The sequence below is a fragment of the Pedobacter duraquae genome, from assembly GCF_004362245.1.
GTDB classification, from domain to species: Bacteria; Bacteroidota; Bacteroidia; order Sphingobacteriales; family Sphingobacteriaceae; genus Pedobacter; species Pedobacter duraquae.
This window is the reverse complement of sequence record NZ_SNWM01000001.1, coordinates 1,222,773-1,245,248: the sequence shown is the minus strand read 5'-3', so window position 1 is coordinate 1,245,248 and position 22,476 is coordinate 1,222,773. Positions and strand designations below refer to the sequence as shown.

Sequence of the window (22,476 nt, the reverse complement as noted above, 5' to 3'; positions counted from 1 at the left end):
GTATTATTCGTTAGGTGGTGCAATAAAAGTTGTTTCAAAATGATCTATGACCTTTCCGCCTGATATTAATTTAAAGCCGATTTCGGTCTTATATTTCTTTATTTCTTTTTGTGGGAGAATGATAAAGAAGGTAAGTTTTGCTGTTTTGCCATACTTCAGCTCATTTGTCTGATCTATGTATTGTATTTTCGCCTCTGGCAGATCGGGCCTGATACTGAATTTAAGATCTCCCTTGGTCTTGTTAACCAGTTCTGCATTATAGAGATTACTTACTGTATGGTCATTGTCGCGCATCTGATACAGCGTGCCGCTTGCCCTTAGTATGGTTGTCTTTACCGCAGATCTGCTCAGCAGCAGATAACCGAGCGTACCTGCCAGCACTAACAGTACAGCACTGTATCCGTAAATTCTTTTGCTCAGTTGAAAAGGCTTTCCATGTTTAACTTCATCCTCAGATTTAAAACCAATAAGCCGCAATGGCCTGTTGATTTTTTCCATTACCATATCGCAGGCATCAATACAGGCTGTACAATTGATACATTCCATTTGGGTGCCGTTTCTGATATCTATCCCCGTAGGGCATACCTGCACGCACAGTTTGCAGTCTATACAGTCGCCAGTAACCTTTGGCTCTGCTTTAGCCCGTTTACCTCGTGGCTCTCCCCGCAGATAGTCGTAAGCCACAATGATACTTTGGTTATCCAGAAGTACCCCCTGCAACCGTCCATAGGGGCAAATAACTGTACACACGAGCTCGCGCATGCGCGAAAACACCAGGTAGAAAACAAAAGTGAAAAGCCAGATGGAAATAAAACCACTCAAGTGTTGTGTTACTGGCTCAACAATGATTTTCCTGAGCGTATCTGACCCGATGAGATAGGCCAGGAAGATATTGGCAATAGCAAAGGATATCGCCAGAAAGATAAAGTGTTTGGCTGTTTTTTTTAAGAACTTTTCGGTCGTTAAGGGGCCTTCGTCCAATTTTTTCTGTTTCAGATGATCACCCTCAATCCACTGTTCTATCTTCCGGAAAACCATTTCCATAAAAATGGTCTGCGGACAAACCCATCCGCAGAAAACCCTTCCGAAAACTACGGTAAACAATACAACGAACACAATAAAGGTGAGGAGTGCCAATACAAAGAGGTAGAAATCTTGAGGCCAGAATACTAGCCCGAAGAACACAAATTTACGTTCCAGCACATTCAACAAGATCAGCTGTTCTCCATTAAGTCTTAAAAATGGTGCTGCTAAGAGCAGCACCAGAAAGAAGTAGCTTAATGCAGAGCGGTACGCATAGAGCTTGCCCTTAATGATTTTGGCGTAGATCCATTTGCGCTTTTTCCCATCGTCTGTTACCGTAGAAATTTGATCTCTGAAAGATTTGGGGTCTTGCGACATGTTTATGGTTGTTTATCTCCCTGCGGTGCTTTGGCGCCGGCAGGTTTGCTACCCTGAAGGGAAAGCACGTAATTGGTGAGCTCAGCAATCTGCTGCGCACTGAGCGATTTCTCCCAGGCAATCATTCCTTTTGCCGGAACGCCATATTTAATTGTTGTGAATACTTCTTTTACCGATCCGCCATGCAGCCAGTACTCATCGGTCAGGTTTGGCCCAACAATACCTTCGGCATGCGCTCCATGGCAGGGTGTACACCTGCTTTGGAACAGTCCTGCACCGGCACTAAGCATTGCCGGGTCCTTGCTCTGTACGATATTGTTTTCATTGACTGCACTTTTGGCATTTGCCGGACTGGCCAGAAACACTAGTTTATCGTTGTTTGCCTGCTCAACTTCGGCGATATATTCTTCTTCCTGTGTTTTACCAAAGCCCAGGAACTCGTAGTTGCACATGTACAAGACGGCAACGATGATGGTGCCGTAAAACAACACCATAAACCAGGCGGGGGTAGGGTTGTTCAGCTCGGAGATACCGTCAAACTTATGCTCCATGATGAGGCTTTCCTCTTCGGCGATAGGTTTTAATCCCATCAGCCTGGTCCAGATGGAAGGTTTGGCTTTTTTCAGTGCCTCAGCTTCCAGCTCAGCCTTAAGCAATAAAGCTTTCTGTTCTGGAGTAGCAAAAACCGTAGGATCAATGGATTCTTTTACGTAGAAACGGATAACCTTCAGTAGCAAAATGGTTACTCCAAGTACCAGGATGGAGGCCACCAGCATCACGATTACTACAATGTCTGCTGAGCTCATAGGTCGTTGTCTTTTAAGGGTAATGCACTCATGTATTCGATCTCATCCTTTTTCATCATTAGGATTATGGCGCCCACGATCAGGAAAAAAAGGACAAATATGCTCATGGAGCTCAGGAGATAGATCTCCTTTCCGTCTATTAAATTTGAAAATTGCTTAAACATGATTTCTATATTTTTTGATGTTACCTGGCTTTAATATCTGTACCTAACCTTTGCAGATAGGCGATCAGTGCAATGATCTCTTTATCGCTCTTAACCTTTACGTTGTTCTTGTTCAGGTCGCCGGCAATTTCTTTAGCCTGAACATCCAGATCTTTATTTGCCTGATTTTCATAGCCTAAATCGTAAGGAACCCCCAGCGTACGCATTGCATTGATTTTTGAGATCGTAGTTGTTGTATCCAGTTTTTGTGTAGTCAACCATTCATATGGAGGCATAATACTTCCTGGCGACATAGTTTGCGGATCCAACAAGTGGTTGTAATGCCATGCGTTAGAGTATTTTCCACCTACACGCTGCAAATCCGGCCCTGTACGTTTTGATCCCCACAAAAATGGGTGGTCATATACAAACTCTCCAGCCTTACTGTATTCTCCATAACGTTCGGTCTCTGAACGGAAAGGCCTGATCATTTGCGAGTGGCAGTTTACGCAACCCTCACGGATATAGACATCCCTGCCTTGCAGTTCCAGTGCAGTATATGGTTTTACGCTGGCAATGGTTGGGATATTTGATTTGATGGTAAACGTTGGCATCATTTCTATCATCCCGCCAATCAGGATCACCACTAGCGAGAGCACCATAAAGATGATCGGTTTGCGTTCCAGGAAGCGGTGTGCTTTACGGTCAGATCCCTGTGGCACATAGTTGGCAGCTAAAGCTTGCGCTTCGGCCGGTTCATTGGCCAGCAACTTACCTGCTTTCGCTGTTTTGATGATGTTATAGGTCATCACGATCACACCGGTCAGATAAAACAGTCCACCGAGCGCGCGTAGCATATACATTGGGATGATTTGGATTACTGTTTCCAGAAAGTTAGGATATTTCAACAAGCCTTCTGGTGTAAACTCTTTCCACATCAGCCCCTGTGTGAAACCTGCAAAGTACAAAGGCACGGCATAGAAAATTATTCCCAGCGTACCGATCCAAAAGTGGAAAGCAGCCAGTTTTTTAGAGTATAACGGAGTTCTGTAGATTCTCGGGATCAGCCAGTATAAAATACCGAAGGTTAGGAATCCATTCCATCCCAGGGCACCTACGTGTACGTGGGCTACTATCCAGTCGGTATAGTGAGCAATGGCATTGATGTTTTTAAGTGCCAGCATTGGCCCCTCAAAAGTGGCCATACCGTAAGCGGTAATACCAACCACCATAAATTTCAGGGTAGCGTCTTCACGAACTTTATCCCAGGCACCGCGCAGGGTAAGCAGCCCGTTGATCATCCCGCCCCAGCTTGGTGCAATCAGCATCAGTGAGAAGGCAGTGCCAAGTGATTGAGCCCAGCCCGGTAAAGAAGTATAGAGTAAATGGTGAGGTCCTGCCCAGATGTAAATGAAAATGAGCGACCAGAAGTGTAGTATACTGAGTTTGTAAGAATAGATAGGGCGATTGGCCATCTTCGGCAGGAAATAATACATCATACCGAGGTAAGGGGTAGTCAGGAAAAACGCTACCGCATTGTGTCCGTACCACCATTGTACCAAAGCATCCTGCACACCGGCATATAGATAATAGCTTTTAAAAGCTGATATCGGTAATTCAAAAGAGTTAACAATATGTAAAACAGCAACAGTAACAAAAGTGGCGATATAAAACCAGATGGCTACATACATGTGCTGCTCTCGGCGTTTAATAATTGTACCGAACATATTGATCCCGAAAACTACCCAGATCAGCGTTATGGCAATATCTATCGGCCATTCCAATTCTGCATATTCATGTGAGGTAGTCAGACCTAAAGGAAGGGTGATGACTGCTGAGACAATGATAAGCTGCCATCCCCAGAAGTGAATCTTGCTCAGCACATCGCTGAACATCCTGGCTTTAAGGAGGCGTTGCAGCGAATAATAAACACCCATAAAAATGGCGTTACCTACAAAGGCGAAGATTACTGCATTAGTGTGCAGCGGGCGGATGCGGCCGAAAGTGGTATACTGGCTACCCATGTTCAGCGCCGGCTTAAAAAGCTGCATGGCGATGAGCAGCCCTACGGTCATGCCAATTATGCCCCAGACGATGGTGGCGATGGCAAAGTTCCTTACGATTTTATTATCGTAGTAAAATTTCTCAGTCATACGAATTGATTACTAATTGATGGGGGTAAAATTACTTGTGCGCGTGCGATGGGGGTATGATTAACATTGTGGCTAAAGATGATCTTCATCACTTTTTTCTGCCCGATTTTGTGCGGGCTGCTCGTCAAACAGCAATCGGATACCAGGCGTATAGGTATCGTCATTCTGCCCCGTTTTACTCGCCCAGAAAAAGGCGAGGAGAAAGATCAGCGCCAGTAAAATACTGATGCCGATCAGCATATAGATCATGTTCATAGTAGTTTGTTTTTACGGGCATAGGCCCTGGCCGAAATACTTGTAAATAGGATAATGGTTACGGTGCTTACGGGCATCAGGATTGCCGCAATCAGCGGCGAAAGGATCCCCTGCACAGCAAAGAAAAGACCAACGAAATTGTAGATCAGGGAGATCACGAAGCTGAAGTGGATTACCTTCACGGCATCTTTAGCCTGCTGGATAAACTGTGGAATCTTAGCAAAGTTTTCACCGTCCAGGATCGCATCGCATCCGGGCGTAAAGTTGTTGATGTTGTCTGTAACTGCAATACCCAGGTCGCTCTGTCTTAGCGCACCGGCATCGTTCAGTCCATCGCCAAACATCAACACCTTGTGTCCAAATTGCTGCAGATTGGCGATATAATCCAACTTATTCTGCGGGCTCTGTTTAAAATGCATCTGCTGGATCCTTGGGAAAAATGGAATGAGACTCTGACGGTCCTGGTCCTGATCTCCCGACAAAAGGTGCAGGTCTGCGCGGCTCCCCATTTTCTGGATTAACCCTTTAAATCCCGGGCGCCATTGTTTGGCAGCAATAAACGAACCCAGGAAATGCCCGTCAACCATGACCAATACAGAACTGGATTCCTGGTTGTACTGTTCGATGCCCAGAAAGGCGGCATTGCCTAGGCGCAGCTGATGCCCATTTACAACCCCGCTGATGCCGCGTCCAACCATTTCTTTGTATTCCATGGCTCCATATTGTGCAGGTTTATCGATCCACTTAACAAGCTCCCTGCTTAAGGGGTGCCCGGAGTTGCGTGCCAGGTCGGCCACCAGCTGCTTCTGCGCTTCAGTAATAATTCCCTCAAACCGGAATCCGGCAGTCTCAGGATTCGTAATCGTACCGGTTTTGTCAAAAACGAAAGTGTCTATGCGTGCAAGCTCTTCTATAACCGATGTGTTTTTGAGGTAGAACTTGTTTTTATCAAATACGCTGAGCACTGCGGCCAGGGTAAAGGGCGAGCTTAAAGCAAGCGCACAGGGGCATGCAATAATAAGTACGGCAGTAAAACTGGCAAGCGCCCTGGATGGATCTGTGAACAGCCAGAAGATACCTGCACCGCTGGCAACCAGCAGTAGTACAATACTGAAATATTTGCTGGCCGTACCACTAAAAGTTTTGATCCGGTCTTTATCCGCTACAAAAGTTTCATTGTTCCATAGACGGGTCAGGTAACTTTGGGATACTGGTTTTACCACCTCCAATTCTATTGCCCCACCCAGCTGCCTGCCGCCGGCATAAACAACCTCGCCCAATACTTTTTGGACAGGTGCGGATTCGCCGGTTACAAAGCTGAAGTCCAGATCTGCATATCCTTTAAGCAAAATAGCATCAGCAGGAATAATCTCATTGCTGCGGATCAGCATCCTATCGCCTTGTTTTAGCTCACTAAGGGGCACCGGACGTTCCGTTCCCTCATTAATTAAAGTGACAGCAACAGGAAAGTACGAACGGTAGTCGCGCTCAAAAGAAAGGTGGTGATAGGTATGTTGCTGCATCCATCGGCCCACCAGCAGGAAGAAAATGAGCCCGCAGAGGGTATCTACAAATCCAGCACCACGCTGCGTAACAATTTCTCCGATGGAGCGCAAAAACATCACGGCAATACCCAGGGCTAAAGGGAAATCCAGATTGAGGACGCCATTCTTTAAATTGATCCATGCGGATTCGAAATAGCCGCGTCCGCTGTAAAATACAACAGGAAGTGCAAAAGCAAGATTCAGCCAGCCAAAGAAATCCTTGAACTGTTGCTCTAGTCCGGAGATCCCAAAATATTCCGGGAAGCTTAGCAGCATGCTGTTGCCGAAGCAAAACCCGGCTACCGCTATTTTGGTCAGCAGCATGCGCGCTTCAGTATTTGATTTTTGTTCTTTAACTACATCCTGCAGGCTGATCAGGGGCTCATAGCCGATGGCACTGAGTGTTTCTACAACCTGACGAAGGGAAAGGTCATCGTTTCTGAACGTGATCATCGTTTGTTTTTTCAGGAAGTCGACTCTCGACTGGATCAGGTCTGGATTGATCTTGTACAGGTTCTCTAACAACCAGATACAGGAGCTGCAATGGATAGCAGGGATATATAAGGTGATTACCGTTACATGCTCATCAGTATAGTCTACCAGATCGGCTGCAATGCGGGGCTCGTCCAGGAACTCGAAATGGGTATTTTGTTTCTTTTGTGTTTGTCCGGGTACATCGTTGTAAACATAATAATCACTCAACTGGTGACTGGATAATAATTGATAAACACCTTTGCAACCCAGGCAGCAAAAATTCTTGTTATCGAGATGATAGGCTTTGGATGGAAGGTTATCGCCGCAGTGGTAACATGCGGTTTCTCCGGATATTAATTTTTCCTGTACCATAATTGATCTTTATCACACAAAATTGCAGTAAAGACCAATTCTGGGACATGATGGCGCTTTGATGGAAAAGTGATATTGGTCACAATTGGGCTGAAAACCATCTAAATGGATTGATTTCAACTTTAGATTGCTTTTCGCTGAGTCCAATGTGATGCCGTGCTGCTACCGTAGTGATACCAAGGTTGGGAGGGGGTTGATTCGGTGTTGCGTCGGTGTTGGTTCGGTGTTGGTTCGGTTCCATACCGACTCAATACCCTCGCAACACCGACGCAACTCCGCGGCAATATCGATTTAATATCGAAGGCACTATGGAAGCACTACGAATGCACTACGTATGCAGTAGCTGCTGCTCTTGATCTGCATCAAGTGTTGTAAATCACAATTTAGCAACTCATGAAAACAGAACAAACGGCCAGATTTAGATGCTAGAAAACAACTCCCTGTTTATTTATGGGAATTTTGGGGATATTGCTATATGCTGATAAAATTAAAACGTGAGTTTAACAGTTTTATATAAAAGATAACGGAAGCCCCTTGAATAAGTTATAAATTAAATCTAGCTTTGTAATAACGTTAAGACAATGATATGAATAGGTATAAAAAACATATAAGGTTATACCGCGCTGAAGATACTATGAGTATTATTACCGGCGCACTTTCTGGCACTACTGGTGGTACATTACTAGGGTCATCTTTCGGGGTTATCGGTGGTATTTTAGGAGGAATTATTGGTGCTTTTTTTACCGGCTATTCCGAATATAAGGATATTCATAAACGACGTTCTATAATTAGGATAGCTCAAGTAAATCCATAGCTCACATTGAGCGTATTTTTCAATACTGCCACAATTCTCTTTTTTGGAAGTATTCTGCTGGTTATTTACGTGGCAATAATGGCTTGCCAAAAAAGGATTAAAGAAATCACTCTGGTAGATGTAGGTCATGTTTTCTTTTCGTCATCATCTATTGGTGGAGGTGTCAAGCTTATTTATTCAACAGTTATAATACTGAATAATTCAACAATAGAAAGCGATAAGTTATATACCATTTACGGTGGCTTTTGTGTGATATGGATTTCAATAGGCTCATTGCAAAAGAAACTTAGAAACACTAAGACATCATTGTTGTAAAATATTAGCTCCTAAATGATATTGTAGCCGGACGTCTAAGCGTCTGATGTGTAGAGTTTAGCATTTCATCTGATTACTTTAAATATTCTGTTATATTTGGCATGACAACCAAATAGCTTTCACATGCACAAAAACTTTTTTAGCGTATGCTTACTGTTGCTTACAACAATAACCTTACGAGCGCAAATTACCGGTACCATCATCGGAAAAACCAATGCTGCAACTGTTAAATCCATTAACGCAGTTTTTAAAGATGCCGACCAGCAATACCTGCATCTGGGCACACTGATTAAACCCAAACAATTTCCTAAAGCTTATTTCCCTCAAAAGGATTCATTATCTACCAGTGATTCTGGATGGTGGTGCAGCGGTTTCTACCCAGGTACACTATTGTATCTATATGAGCAAACCAAAGATCCTGCGTTATTGAAAGCTGCCGATCAGAAGTTACAGGAGCTTAAAGTTGAAGAGTTCAACACCAGCACGCACGATCTTGGCTTTATGATGTACTGTAGCTTCGGTAATGCATATCGATTAAACCCTACGCCAGCATACAAAGAGATCCTGATCAACTCAGCAAAATCTTTGTGTAAACGTTTTGATCCTAAAGTTGGCCTGATCAAATCATGGAACTCCGGCAATCCAAATGACTATACGGTGATCATCGACAACATGATGAACCTGGAGTTATTGTTTTGGGCAACCAAGGTAACTAAGGACTCGAGTTATTACAAAATCGCCGTAACTCATGCCGATAATACCATGAAGAACCACTTCAGACCAGATTACAGTTCTTACCATGTGGTAGTTTATGACGCTCAATCTGGCGCAGTTAAGCAAAAGAAAACAGCTCAGGGTTATGCTGATGCTTCAGCCTGGGCACGTGGACAGGCCTGGGGACTTTACGGTTACACCCTGATGTATCGGGAAACAAAAGACCGGAAATATCTTGAACAGGCGCAGCACATCTCGCAGTTTATTCTGACCAATCCAAACTTGCCTAAAGACAAGATTCCATACTGGGATTTCAACGCACCAAATATCCCGGATGCTTTCCGTGATGCATCGGCAGCAGCCATTATGGCGTCGGCCTGGCTGGAACTTTCAGGGTATGTAAACAAAAAAGATGGGACAGTTTATACCAACACTGCCAAACATATTTTGAATAACTTATCAAGTCCTGAGTACCTCGCCAAACCCGGTACAAACGGTGGTTTTATATTAAAACATAGCGTAGGGCATTTGCCTGCTAAATCCGAAATAGATGTAGCCATTTCGTATGGCGACTACTATTATATCGAAGCACTTGCCAGATTAAAGCAAATTGTAACAAAATAGAGAGAATTAGGAATTATTTGAATTTCATAATTTTTGGTTTGATGTTAATATAAAGTATGGTCTGTAAGCAGATAGATTTGCCAGTGTAAATTTCACACTATGTCTGGTAGATTGAATCTTTTTATCTTTTCCTGCTTTATATTAACATTTTCTTTTAGCGCAGGGGCGCAGACACTTAGTCTGAAGGCCGCCGTAGATACCGCCTTAGCAAATTATGGGACGGTTAAGGCTAAAGGGAACTATGCTAATGCTTCTCTGGCCACAATACAACAGGCCAAAAGAGATTACCTTCCAAACTTCAGTTTAAGTGCACAACAAGATTACGGTACAATCAACGGTCAAAATGGCCCGTCTTACGGACTTGGCGGTCTGGGAACAGCGTCATCAGGACCCGCTTTAGATAAGCAAAATTGGAACGCAGCCTTCGGCGCGCTGTATCTGGCCAACGTAAACTGGGACTTCTTCACCTTTGGGCGCATTAAGCAGCGTATTAAGGTTGCTGAGGCAACATATCAACGCGATAACAAAGATTATGAGCAAGAGAAATTTCAACAGGAAATCCGTGTATCTTCTGCTTACCTGAATTTGCTGGCCGCACAACGGCTCACGAGATCGCAGGAAAAAAACCTGCAACGTGCCATTACTTTTAAAAATACTGCCGTGATCCGTGCAAGTAACGGTTTGATCGCCGGTGTGGACTCCTCACTGGCTAAAGCAGAAGTTTCCAGTGCTAAGATTGCGCTGACAAAGGCGCGCGATGTGGAGCAGGAGCAAGCGAACAGACTGGGCATACTGATGGGTGTAACGGCAACAGATTTCAAGGTTGATACAGCTTCCATCAGCAGGATCCCTTCAAATATGCTAAATGATACCACCATTGCCCAAACACATCCGGTTCTATTATATTATAAAAACCGCGTTGCTGTGAGTAACGAGCAACTCAGCTACTATAAAAGATTGTACTTTCCTACGTTTTCATTATTCGGCGTCATGCAGGGCAGAGGATCGGGCTTCAAGGCTTCTTACATTACCGATCAGCATGCCTACACCTCTAATTATGCAGATGGTGTTAATCCTGTACGTGGAAACTATTTGATTGGAATAGGAATGACCTGGAACCTGACCACCATATTGCGGAACCGTCCGCAGGTAAGATCCCAGCAGTATATCAGTCAGGGATTAACGAATGAATATGAGCAGGTTAACCAGCAGCTTCAGGCACAACTGGCGCTTGCTGAGGCTAAGCTGAAGAATGCGATAGACAACTATCTGGAGGCACCAATACAGGTTAAGGCGGCCTCGGATGCCTATATCCAGAAAAGCACGCTATATAAAAATGGACTTACTACAATAGTCGATCTTACACAAGCCTTATTTACCCTCAACCGCGCAGAAACCGACAGGGATATTGCCTACACCAATGTGTGGCAAGCATTGCTGCTCAAATCTGCCGCGTTAGGAGACTACAATCTATTTATCAAAGAATTTTAAGCCGCTATATACATGAATTTAATACGTTTCGCACTTCGTAAGCCCATCTCCATCATGGTATTTGTTGCCGGGCTGCTGTTCTTCGGGATCAGTGCCATGAGAACGATCAAGGTGGATATCCTCCCGCAAATGAACTTGCCGGTAATCTATATTGCGCACCCTTTTGGTGGGTATACGCCTACACAAATGGAATCTTATTTTGCAAAGAACTACATCAATATCCTCCTTTTTGCCAACGGGATAAAAAGTATTGAAACCAAGAATACCCAGGGTTTGATGCTGATGAAACTGACTTATTATGAGGGGACAAACATGGCTCAGGCGGCCTCAGAGCTAAGTGCACTGTCGAACAGGGCACAGGCAATCTTCCCGCCGGGATCACAGCCCCCGTTTATTATCCGCTTTGATGCTTCGTCATTACCGGTAGGTCAGCTTGTATTGAGCAGCCCCACCAAAACTAACAACGAATTACAGGATTTGGCGAATACCTATGTCCGTTCTTCTTTTACAGCTATCCCCGGACTGTTGGCGCCGGCCCCTTTTGGAGGTAGTCCGCGTACCATTGAGATCGATGTGGATCCGGGACTGATGCGCTCGCACAATCTGACGGTAGATCAGATTGTAGAGGCTATCCGGGTAAACAACCAAACAGCTCCTCCGGGAAATATCAGGATAGGTGATAAAAACTACCTTTTGCCAACCAACTATACCATCCGCAAGGTTAAGGAGTTTGAAAATATCCCTTTGTTTAAAGGAGGTGCACAAAATTTATACCTGCATGATGTTGCTGTTGTTAAGGATGGTGCCGACGTAACTGCCGGCTACGCGTTGATTAATGGAAAAAGGTCTGTATACCTGAGTATCGCTAAATCTGGTGATGCCTCGACCTGGGAAGTAGTGAAAAAGCTGAAAGAAAACCTGCCGGCCATTCAGAATATCCTGCCTGAGGATGTTAAGCTTTCTTATGAGTTTGACCAGTCTGTATATGTAATAAATGCTGTAAAAAGTTTGATCAGTGAGGGTGCGATCGGGGCAATCCTGACCGGTTTAATGGTCTTGTTGTTCCTTGGTGATAAACGCGCAGCGCTGATTGTTATTTTAACAATTCCGACGTCTATTATTGCGGGTGTATTATTCCTCAAGCTTTTTGGGCAAACGATCAATATCATGTCTTTAAGTGGTTTGGCATTGGCCATCGGGATCCTGGTAGATGAGTCTACCGTAACCATAGAGAATATCCACCAGCATTTCGATATGGGAAAACCTAAGGCGCTGGCCATCTGGGATGCCTGTAAGGAGATCGCCTTTCCTAAATTGCTGATCCTTTTGTGTATCCTGGCAGTATTTGCTCCAGCATTTACCATGACGGGCATTCCCGGAGCCTTGTTCCTGCCGCTCGCATTGGCCATAGGCTTCTCCATGATCGTTTCGTTCTTATTATCACAGACTTTTGTGCCTGTATTGGCCAATTGGCTGATGGTTGCGCATCCGCATAAGCATGTGAAAACAGATGATACGATAACTGATGATGAAGATGCTTTTAATCAGACAGGTCTTACGCTTGAGTCCGAAAAACATACACTGCATCAAAAAAGGGTACTGGTAGAACGTAAAGACTTTAATGCTGATGGCAAGATTACGCTGTTCGACAGATTTAGAAATGGCTTTATGCGGATGCTCGACAGGCTGTTTGTATTCCGCAAGCCTGCGGTAATCATTTACCTGGTGGTGATTATTGGATCTGCGGCCTTGTTGCTCATGAATATCGGCAGGGATGTATTGCCTAAAGTAAATTCGAGTCAGTTTCAATTAAGGATGCGCCTGCCCGATGGTACGCGTTTAGAGCGCACCGAAGAAAGTGCCAATAAAATATTGGCAGAACTTAAAAAAATGGTTGGCCCGGAGCATGTGGGTATTACCTCGGTATATGTAGGGCAACACCCCGCTTTATTCTCTGTAAACCCAATCTACCTGTTTATGGGTGGGCCGCATGAGGCTGTATTTCAGGTGGCACTGAAAGATTACCATGAAAACATGGATGATTTTAAAGATGAATTGCGTGCACATATCAAAAAGATTATGCCTACGGTGAAGCTATCTTTTGAACCTATAGAGCTTACCGATAAAGTGCTGAGTCAGGGCTCTCCAACGCCTGTAGAGGTGCGGATTGTTGGTAAAAATAAAAAGATCAATGAGGTGTATGCGGCAAAGATTGTTGCCAAATTGAAGGAAATCAGTTACATGCGTGATGTGCAACTGGCACAACCAATTAAATATCCATCATTGAATATAAATATCGACCGCGTTCGTGCTGCACAACTGGGCGTAGACCTGAATGATATTTCAAGATCGTTGGTTGCTTCTACATCGTCATCCAGATACACAGAGAAAAACAACTGGGTGGATGAGAAGATTGGACTCTCTTATGGGGTGCAGGTGCAGGTGCCTTTAAACCAGATGAACAGTGTTGACGAACTTGGTGAAATCTCTGTATCGAGAAATAACAGTCGCCCGGTATTAAGCGACGTAGCTTCTATCACTCCTGATACCACCTATGGTGAAAATGATGACCTTGGTTCAACGCCTTATTTATCTGTTACCGCCAACCTGAATAAAACAGATCTTGGTACAGCTAACAAAGATGTAGCGGCTGCAATTAAATCATTGGGCGAATTGCCACGCGGAGTAATCGTTACGCCAATTGGTCTAGGTAAAGTACTGACAGAGACCCTGGATAGCTTGCAAACAGGTTTATTGGTTGCCATTGTGGTAATATTCCTGATGCTTTCTGCCAACTTCCAGTCGTTCAGAGTACCTCTCATTATTTTGGCTACAGTGCCTGCCGTAGTGCTGGGATCATTGTTGCTGTTAACGATCACAGGATCTACGCTAAATCTACAATCGTACATGGGAATCATCATGTCGGTAGGGGTTTCCATTGCCAACGCCGTGTTGCTCATCACCAATGCTGAAGAACTACGCAAGAACAATGGCAATGCATTGGAATCTGCCAGGGAGGCTGCGGGACTGAGGCTTCGCCCGATCATCATGACGAGTGTAGCGATGGTTGCAGGGATGTTGCCGATGGCTATTGGCCATGGTGAAGGTGGTGATCAGGTATCACCATTGGGACGCGCGGTAATCGGCGGACTGATTGCATCTACTTTTGCAGTGCTGATTATACTTCCATTGGTTTTTGCATGGTTCCAGGGTAAGGTAGGTACTTCATCGCCATCTCTGGATCCGGAAGACACAGAAAGTATTCACTATATTACAGGTTTGACAGAAAATTAAGGTTTAGATACGATTAACATGAAAAAAAGATTATTCCATAGCGCTACCCTGATGCTGAGCAGTATCGCACTAATAAGCCTGATGGCTGGCTGCTCGGGCGAAGAAAAGAAGGAAAAGGCTGTTGAAGCTAAAGCGCCAGAAATCAAAACCTTTGCGTTACAAAGCCAGAAAATGGCTACCTCGATCAAGTTGCCGGGCGAGTTGGTTGCCTATCAGCAGGTAGATCTGTATGCCAAGGTAAGTAGCTTTGTGAAAACGTTGAAAGCCGATGTAGGGTCACAGGTGTCTAAAGGTCAGCTGTTGATGACCCTGGAAGCTCCGGAAATGACTTCGCAGGTAGCTGCTGCAGAATCAAGGTTAAAATCGCAGGAAGCAGTTTACCTTGCCAGTAAAGCCAATTATGACCGCTTATTTGAAACCAGCAAAACTCCGGGTACGATCTCTAAGAACGACCTTGACCAGGCTATTGCCAAAAGAAACTCTGACCAGGCAAACTTAAGTGCTGCCCGTGCATCCTATAAAGAGGTGGGTACCATCCAGAACTATCTGGAGATCCGCGCGCCTTTTGATGGGATTATAACCTCCAGAAATGTGAACCTGGGTGCCTTTGTTGGTCCTACAGGAAAGGGATCAGAATTTCCGTTGTTTACGCTTCAGGAACAGACACACCTGCGTTTGGTAATCTCTATTCCTGAGTTATATACCGGTTATGTGAAGTCTGGCGATGAAGTGAAGTTCACCGTAAAATCAAAACCTTCAGAGACTTTTACGGCAAAGGCAAAACGGTTATCAGGTGCGTTGGACCTGCGTTTACGTGCTGAAAGAGTGGAAATGGATGTATTGAATCCCAATAAACAACTTTTACCAGGTATGATTGCTGAAGTCTCGGTGGCATTGCCTGCAAATGCGACAACATTTGTCATTCCTAAAACTGCTTTAGTAGAAAGTGCAGAAGGTATTTACCTGATTAAAGCCGAGAATAATAAAGCGGTAAAGGTTATCGTCAAAAAGGGCCGTGAGGATGGTGATAAGATTGAAGTTTTCGGGGATCTGAAGGAAGGTGACCAGATTGTATTGGAGGCTACAGAAGAAATCCACGAAGGAACACCAATCAAACCATAATTTTACAAAAAAGTATGCGTTCAAAGGTTAAAAATCTGGAACTTTACGCAGTGAAGAAAGCCGAGTCACTGCAAGAATTCTATGAACGATTCACAATCGGACATCCGGGGGTATCTATCCCCCGCCTGGACATGATTGCTGATATCGGGCATTTCAATGTGTTTAAGCGTTCGGGTTTTTGTTCCGTTTCTCCGGCGCCCTACAACAGGCGTGATTATTACAAGATCTCCCTGGTTATCGGAACAGGAATCCTTTATTATCCCGATCAGCAGATCAATGTAGACGGTTGTGCTTTATTATTTACCAATCCCAATATTCCGTATTCCTGGGAAGGGATATCAGAAGAACAATCGGGATATTTTTGCCTGTTCACAGAAAACTTTATCAGGAAGCGCAACGAAAGCTTTAGAGAATCGCTACTCTCCAAAACACAGGATATCCCGGTGATTCCTATATCCGCCGAACAGGAGCCTGTTATCTCGGAAATTTTCCAGAAGATGATGGTAGAAATGGATAGCGACTATGTTTACAAGTTCGATCTTTTGCGTAACTATGTCCATTTGCTGGTACATGAGGCACTGAAAAATCAGCCTGCAGACGTGCATCTGAAGCATACCAATGCTTCTACGAGAATTGCGTCGCAATTTATTGAGTTGCTCGAAAGGCAGTTTCCTATTGATTCTACGGACAGAATCCTGGAGTTGAAGACTGCGCACGACTTCGCTGCTAAGCTATCTGTGCATGTGAACCACCTCAACCATGCAGTGAAGGAAGTAACAGGGAAGACAACTTCAGAACATATCGCCAGAAGGATATCTAATGAAGCCATTGCCTTATTAAAATATACGGAATGGAACATTTCCGAAATTGCCTATTGCCTGGGCTTTGAGTACCCGGCAAACTTCAATATCTTCTTTAAAAAGCAAACGCAGTATACGCCTAAATCTTTCCGTTAAGACTGCTATTGTGGCTTAGTCTTTGATCCATCGCTACATATGGAGTTTTTACATAAGATACTAGGTCCGGATATACAGGCGGGCTTGTTGATCATTCTGAATCTGATCCTGATTGAGAGTCTGCTGTCTGTTGATAATGCTGCGGTATTGGCAACGATGGTGATGGACCTCCCTAAAGAACAGCGGGGGAAGGCCCTTAAGTATGGAATTATCGGCGCTTATATCTTTCGGGGAATCTGTTTGTTGCTGGCATCCTGGCTGGTCAAGATTTGGTGGCTGAAACCACTTGGTGGTTTTTATCTGTTGTACCTGGCGGTCAATTATTTTTTTAAGGATAAAAAGAAAGAAGAGACCGAGTCGGTTGATAAGAAGAGGAATTGGTTTTACAGATCTACCGTAGGGTTGCTCGGCACATTTTGGGCAACAGTGGCGCTGGTTGAAGTTATGGATCTTGCCTTTTCAATAGATAATGTTTTTGCTGCTGTGGCTTTTACAGACCACCTTGCATTGATTTATATCGGTGTATTTATCGGTATCCTGGCCATGCGTTTTGTGGCTCAGGTGTTTGTGAAGCTGATGGAGAAATTTTCTTTTCTCGAAGCCTGTGCCTTTTTGGTGATTGGTGTATTGGGACTGAAATTAAGTTCTTCTCTGCTTACTCATTTTAATCCTGAAAGCAAAATCTCTATATTTTTAGAAGGCGAACACGCAGATCTGGCGATATCAATCTTCACCGTCGCACTTTTTGCCCTACCTGTTCTGTCATCACTAATTTTTAATTTTCCGAAACATAAGGTCTCTAAATAGCTTTAGAGGCTGATTTAAGCTTTGTGACAAAGTAATGATATGCATAATCTAAAGAGTTTCTACATTTGCTTAACGGTGTTAGATAATCTATACCTTAAACAATTACCCTCATGGGAAGTAAAGAACGTATACAAAGGCTAAAAGAGGATACCAGACTCAATATTCTGGATGCTGCCCTTCAGATTGTAAAAGAAGAGGGATGGCAATCTTTGAGTATGCGCAAGATCGCGGATGTGATTGAGTATACTGCGCCTATCATCTACGAGTACTTTACCAACAAAGAGGGGATTCTGCTGGAGCTTACCCGTAAAGGTTATATGCTGCTCGGACAAGATATTCAAAAGGCAAAAAGCGGTCATCTGCTTCCTGAGAAACAAATTGAAGCCATGTGGGTTGCTTACTGGGATTTCGCATTTCAAAATAAAGAGCTTTACAAACTGATGTTTGGTGTCGAAATGAATTGCTGTGAACTTAAAAAGTCGCTCCCGGAAGCAGAATTTACCACCGGCATGTTCAACGACGTTATATCTGAACTCATCGATGAAGATAAACGTACCGAAGAGCTGATGTGCAGAAAATATTACACCTACTGGTCTATCGTTCATGGCCTGATCTCTATCAACCTGGTGCAGAAAGGCACCAATGAAGCGATGAATCAGCATATCCTGAGCGATGCCATCAATGGCATTACCCGTTTTATCAATAACTAGTTTTTTTTACCCTTTTACTTAACGCTGTTAAATCAATTAAATCCGTTAATCCCTCATTCTAAATCCAATAAATATGAAATCGCTACAAACATTTCGACTTTTACTTAACGCTGTTAAACGATCTACTATCGTTCTGCCAGCTCTTTTATTACTAATAATTACGCTGATTCAAGCGTGCTCTAATGAGCAACTTCAGGTTAGCACACCACCACCTCCTTCTTTACCGGTGATGTCTGTCAACACCAGTTCTGAAACCACTTACCTGGAATATCCTGCTGCGATCCAGGGCGAAGTCGATCTGGATATTCGTCCACAGGTATCGGGTTATATCGACAAAATCTTCGTTAACGAAGGCCAGTTGGTGAGCAAAGGTCAGCCGCTCTTCAAAATTAATGAGCAGCCTTTCCGTGAGCAACTTAACAATGCTAAAGCAAGCTATCATGCTGCACAAGCTGCAATTTTAAATGCACAATTGGAAGTAGATAAGCTCACTCCGCTTGTACAAAACAAAGTTGTTTCTGATTTTCAACTTAAAACAGCAAAAACAGCGCTTCAGATTGCCACTGCCAATGCAGAACAAGCTAAAGCAGGATTAGGCGCGGCGCAGGTTAATTTAAACTTTACAATGATCACCGCTCCGGTAAACGGCTACGTTGGCCGCATGCCAAAGAAACAGGGAAGTCTGGTATCTCCGGCAGATCAGCAGGCATTGACGCAACTTTCTGATGTACATCAGGTGCACGTTTATTTTGCTTTGAGTGAAAGCGACTATATCGACTTCAATAACAAATATGGCAAAAGCATTGCGCAGGGTGGATTGACTGCTCTGCCGGGTGTTACCTTGATGTTGTCGGATGAATCTGCTTATCCGATCAAAGGAAAAATCGATATGATCGATGGCCAATTTGATAAAACTACGGGCTCGATTACCCTCAGGGCAAGCTTTGCCAATACAAAAGGATTCCTGAGATCAGGAAATACAGGTAAAATCAGATTAAGTCTGCAACATAGCAATGCACTGATGATCCCTCAGGCAGCAACAGTTGAGGTGCAGGATAAGATTTTCGTGTATACTGTATCTAAAGATAACAAAATAACAAAACAACCGGTAACGGTATTGGGAACCAGTGGTACAAGCTACCTGCTTAAAGACGGATTGGTGTCTGGCGACAGGATTGTAACCAGAGGTTTCGAAAACCTGAAAGACGGAGATGTCATCAAGCCAGAGGCACAACCTGTAGTTACTGCCTTTAACGCCACAAAATAAATACTATCATGTTCAAAATATTCTTAAACAGACCAGTACTGGCCACAGTGATCTCCATATTGCTGGTGATCCTGGGGGTACTAGGCTTAACTAAATTACCGCTCCAACAATTTCCGGATATCGCTCCTCCGGCAGTACAGGTTATTGCTTCCTATCCTGGAGCAAATGCAGAGACCGTTTTACGTTCAGTAGCACCTTCTCTGGAGGAATCAATCAACGGGGTTGAAAATATGACCTATATGAGCTCCACGGCCAGTAATGATGGCTCGCTTGTAATTACTGTATATTTTAAATTAGGTACCAATCCCGATCAGGCAGCGGTAAACGTACAAAACCGTGTTGCTCAAGCTACGAGTCAGCTGCCGGCAGAGGTGGTACAAGCAGGTATCAGTACTGCAAAACAGCAGAACAGCCTGATCATGGTGGTAGATTTATACACCCAGGATGAGAGCAAGTACGACCAGACCTTTATGGCCAATTACGCGGCGATCAACCTGATCCCTGAGATCAAAAGGATTCCGGGTGTTGGTCAGGCATCAGTTTTTGGAGGTAGTAAAGATTATTCGATGCGGATCTGGTTAAATCCTTCCAAAATGGCAGCATATAACCTGGTACCCGCAGAGGTAATGGCGAAGATCAAGGATAAGAACCTTGAGGCAGCGCCAGGTCGTTTTGGGGAGAGTAGTAAAAATGCCTTTGAGTATGTAATTACCTATAAAGGTAAACTGAACCATCCTGCCGATTACGAAAATATTGTGATCCGTTCCAATCCTGACGGCTCAGTGCTGAAGTTGAAAGACCTGGCAAAAGTAGAGTTTGGCGCCTATACCTATGGAAGCTTGACGCGGATCAACGGTAAGCCTGGACTGGACATCGGTATCGTTCAGCTTGCCGGATCTAACTCCAATGAGATCCAGATTGCCATCGATAAATTCATGAAGAAAGCCGAAAAGGATTTTCCTAAAGGCGTAAAATATGATATTCTGTATAACACTAAAGTATCGCTTGATCAATCTATAGAGCAGGTAATCCATACGCTGATAGAGGCCTTTATCCTGGTATTTATCGTGGTGTTTATTTTCCTTCAGGATTTTCGTTCTACATTGATTCCTGCCATCGCAGTGCCAGTAGCTATTATCGGAACATTCTTCTTTATGCAGATGTTCGGGTTTTCAATCAACCTGCTGACGCTATTCGCATTGGTTCTTGCCATTGGTATTGTTGTGGATGATGCGATTGTAGTTGTTGAGGCTGTACATGCCAAGATGCAGCATAAACACCTACCACCAAAACCTGCTACTGCAGCGGCGATGCATGAGATCACGGGTGCGATTATCTCGATCACCCTGGTGATGTCGGCAGTATTCCTTCCGGTAGGATTTATGGATGGATCTACTGGTGTTTTCTACAGACAGTTTGCTTTTACGCTGGCTATCGCGATTGTAATTTCAGCTGTGAATGCATTAACATTAAGTCCAGCATTATGTGCCCTCTTCCTGAAAGAACATGTACCTGCAAATGGTCATGAAGGAAAGAAACAGAATTTTTCTCAACGCTTCTTTACGAGCTTCAATACCAGTTTTGACAGCATGACTGCAAGGTATGTAGGCAGCTTAAGATTCCTGATCCGTTACAAATGGGTGGGTATGGTTGGTCTTTTGTTGGTAACGCTGGGTACGGTATGGATGGTTCGTAAAACACCTACCGGATTTATCCCTTCTGAAGATCAGGGTTTCATTGCCATTGCTTTATCTATGCCTGCCGGTGCATCCCTGGATCGTACCACGGCGGTAATGAAAGAAGCTGAGCAGATCCTGCAGCCAGAAAGCTACAACAGGTTGTTGAACGTGCTTTCAGGATTTAACATTCTTACACAAAGTACAAGTCCATCTGCCGGGGTAGCCTTTGTACTGCTCAAACCTACAGCAGAAAGGGGAGCGGTAAAAGATATCAATCAGATCATGAACCAAATTAGCACCAAACTGTCTGTGATTAAGGGTGCGTCATTTTTTGTGTTTACTTTCCCTACAGTTCCCGGTTTTAGTAATGTTGACGGTCTGGATCTGGTATTGCAGGATCGTACGGGTGGCAAACTTGATAAGTTCAGTGCAGTAACCAATCAGTTTCTGGGAGAGCTGATGAAACGTCCTGAAATTGCTGTCGCATTTACCTCTTTTAAAGCCGATTATCCGCAACTGGATATGGAGATTAACGAAGGGAAAGCTGATCAACTGGGTGTGAGCGTAAAAGACATCCTGCAAACAATGCAGGCTTATTTTGGTAGCGCGCAGGCCTCAGATTTTAACCGTTTTGGTAAATATTACCGCGTAATGGTTCAGGCGGGTAAGGAAGACCGTGCCGACCCTTCATCTATCAATGCGGTGTATGTTAAAAATGCTGCCGGAGAAATGGTTCCAATAAATACGTTGGTTACCTTGAAAAGAGTATATGGTCCGGAAACAGCTTCCAGATACAATCTATTCAACTCGATCGGAATCAATGCCATCCCTAAACCGGGTTACAGTTCTGGTGATGCGATCAAAGCAGTTGAAGAAGTTGCGCAAAAACAATTGCCAAGTGGTTATTCGTATGAGTTCAGCGGACTTACCCGTGAAGAGATTTCTTCAGGCGGACAGTCGGTAGTCATCTTCGCACTGTGTCTGCTTTTCGTTTACTTCCTGCTTGCTGCCCAATACGAAAGTTACATCTTGCCGATGGCCGTGATTTTATCGATCCCCGCAGGTGTATTCGGTGTATTTGTAGCGATCGGATTGACCGGAATTGCCAACAACATTTATGTACAGGTAGCTTTGGTCATGCTGATCGGTCTGCTTGCCAAAAATGCCATTCTGATTGTCGAGTTCGCGGTACAGCGGAGAAGAAGCGGTCAGTCGCTCGTCTCTTCAGCACTCGAGGCTGCACGTTTAAGGCTTCGTCCGATTATCATGACATCGTTAGCTTTTATCGTTGGTTTGTTACCTATGATGCGTGCTACAGGCCCTTCGGCTCTGGGTAACCACTCTATCAGTATTGGTGCTGCGGGAGGTATGCTCTCTGGTGTTATCCTTGGCTTGTTCCTGATCCCTGTACTTTTTGTGATTTTCCAATATGCACAGGAAAAATTGAATGGCGAAAGAAGAATCCTCGTTCCTGCCGGAAAAAAGCAAGCACTGATTCATGAAGAGCCCGTTTTGGAGGCTTAAGAAATAAATAA

The 22,476-nt window shown here is 44.2% G+C and carries 16 protein-coding genes; 10 read left to right on the top strand and 6 right to left on the bottom strand.

Features of this window, described 5'->3' with window-relative positions; translation table 11 throughout:
- Positions 1 to 3: 3 nt before the first annotated feature.
- The 6 genes from ccoG to CLV32_RS05320 form a co-directional block, all read right to left on the bottom strand.
- A complete protein-coding gene (gene ccoG / locus CLV32_RS05340; RefSeq protein WP_133553131.1) occupies positions 4 to 1,401 on the bottom strand; it encodes a cytochrome c oxidase accessory protein CcoG in 1,398 nt (465 codons plus the stop codon).
- Between the two features lie 2 nt (positions 1,402 to 1,403).
- Positions 1,404 to 2,207: a cbb3-type cytochrome c oxidase N-terminal domain-containing protein gene (locus CLV32_RS05335; protein WP_133553129.1), complete on the bottom strand. Its 804-nt coding sequence runs from the start codon at positions 2,205 to 2,207 to the stop codon at positions 1,404 to 1,406.
- Positions 2,204 to 2,371, bottom strand: a complete 168-nt coding sequence (locus CLV32_RS23050; RefSeq protein WP_166641887.1) for a hypothetical protein — start codon at positions 2,369 to 2,371, stop codon at positions 2,204 to 2,206. The genes CLV32_RS05335 and CLV32_RS23050 overlap by 4 nt, the downstream gene beginning before the upstream one ends.
- Positions 2,372 to 2,391: 20 nt before the next feature.
- On the bottom strand, positions 2,392 to 4,503 hold the full coding sequence (gene ccoN, locus CLV32_RS05330; protein WP_133553127.1) for a cytochrome-c oxidase, cbb3-type subunit I: 2,112 nt from the start codon (positions 4,501 to 4,503) through the stop codon (positions 2,392 to 2,394).
- Positions 4,504 to 4,575: 72 nt separating this feature from the next.
- On the bottom strand, positions 4,576 to 4,758 hold the full coding sequence (gene ccoS, locus CLV32_RS05325; protein WP_133553125.1) for a cbb3-type cytochrome oxidase assembly protein CcoS: 183 nt from the start codon (positions 4,756 to 4,758) through the stop codon (positions 4,576 to 4,578).
- The gene (locus CLV32_RS05320) at positions 4,755 to 7,148 is read right to left on the bottom strand and encodes a heavy metal translocating P-type ATPase (protein ID WP_133553123.1); all 2,394 of its coding nucleotides are present in this window, start codon (positions 7,146 to 7,148) and stop codon (positions 4,755 to 4,757) included. The genes ccoS and CLV32_RS05320 overlap by 4 nt, the downstream gene beginning before the upstream one ends.
- Positions 7,149 to 7,734: 586 nt before the next feature.
- Between CLV32_RS05320 and CLV32_RS05315 the strand changes: the two genes are divergently transcribed.
- From CLV32_RS05315 to CLV32_RS05270, 10 genes are all read left to right on the top strand, one after another.
- A complete protein-coding gene (locus CLV32_RS05315) occupies positions 7,735 to 7,962 on the top strand; it encodes a hypothetical protein (RefSeq protein ID WP_133553121.1) in 228 nt (75 codons plus the stop codon).
- Positions 7,963 to 8,400: 438 nt separating this feature from the next.
- Positions 8,401 to 9,615 (top strand): glycoside hydrolase family 88 protein, encoded by a 1,215-nt coding sequence (locus tag CLV32_RS05310; protein WP_133553119.1) that lies wholly within the window; start codon positions 8,401 to 8,403, stop codon positions 9,613 to 9,615.
- Positions 9,616 to 9,714: 99 nt separating this feature from the next.
- Entirely contained in the window at positions 9,715 to 11,106 is a 1,392-nt protein-coding gene (locus CLV32_RS05305) for a TolC family protein (RefSeq protein ID WP_133553117.1), read from the top strand.
- 12 nt (positions 11,107 to 11,118) lie between these two features.
- Positions 11,119 to 14,400: an efflux RND transporter permease subunit gene (locus tag CLV32_RS05300; protein WP_133553115.1), complete on the top strand. Its 3,282-nt coding sequence runs from the start codon at positions 11,119 to 11,121 to the stop codon at positions 14,398 to 14,400.
- An 18-nt stretch (positions 14,401 to 14,418) separates the two neighbouring features.
- The gene (locus CLV32_RS05295) at positions 14,419 to 15,522 is read left to right on the top strand and encodes an efflux RND transporter periplasmic adaptor subunit (RefSeq protein ID WP_133553113.1); all 1,104 of its coding nucleotides are present in this window, start codon (positions 14,419 to 14,421) and stop codon (positions 15,520 to 15,522) included.
- A 14-nt stretch (positions 15,523 to 15,536) separates the two neighbouring features.
- The gene (locus CLV32_RS05290; RefSeq protein WP_133553111.1) at positions 15,537 to 16,478 is read left to right on the top strand and encodes a helix-turn-helix domain-containing protein; all 942 of its coding nucleotides are present in this window, start codon (positions 15,537 to 15,539) and stop codon (positions 16,476 to 16,478) included.
- A 39-nt stretch (positions 16,479 to 16,517) separates the two neighbouring features.
- Positions 16,518 to 17,285, top strand: coding sequence for a TerC family protein (locus tag CLV32_RS05285; protein ID WP_133553109.1), 768 nt, complete (start codon positions 16,518 to 16,520; stop codon positions 17,283 to 17,285).
- A 110-nt stretch (positions 17,286 to 17,395) separates the two neighbouring features.
- Complete coding sequence (locus CLV32_RS05280) at positions 17,396 to 17,995, top strand: TetR/AcrR family transcriptional regulator (protein ID WP_133553107.1); 600 nt, start codon at positions 17,396 to 17,398, stop codon at positions 17,993 to 17,995.
- A 73-nt stretch (positions 17,996 to 18,068) separates the two neighbouring features.
- Entirely contained in the window at positions 18,069 to 19,262 is a 1,194-nt protein-coding gene (locus tag CLV32_RS05275) for an efflux RND transporter periplasmic adaptor subunit (protein ID WP_133553104.1), read from the top strand.
- Positions 19,263 to 19,270: 8 nt separating this feature from the next.
- A complete protein-coding gene (locus CLV32_RS05270; RefSeq protein ID WP_133553102.1) occupies positions 19,271 to 22,465 on the top strand; it encodes an efflux RND transporter permease subunit in 3,195 nt (1,064 codons plus the stop codon).
- The last annotated feature ends 11 nt before the right edge of the window (positions 22,466 to 22,476 follow it).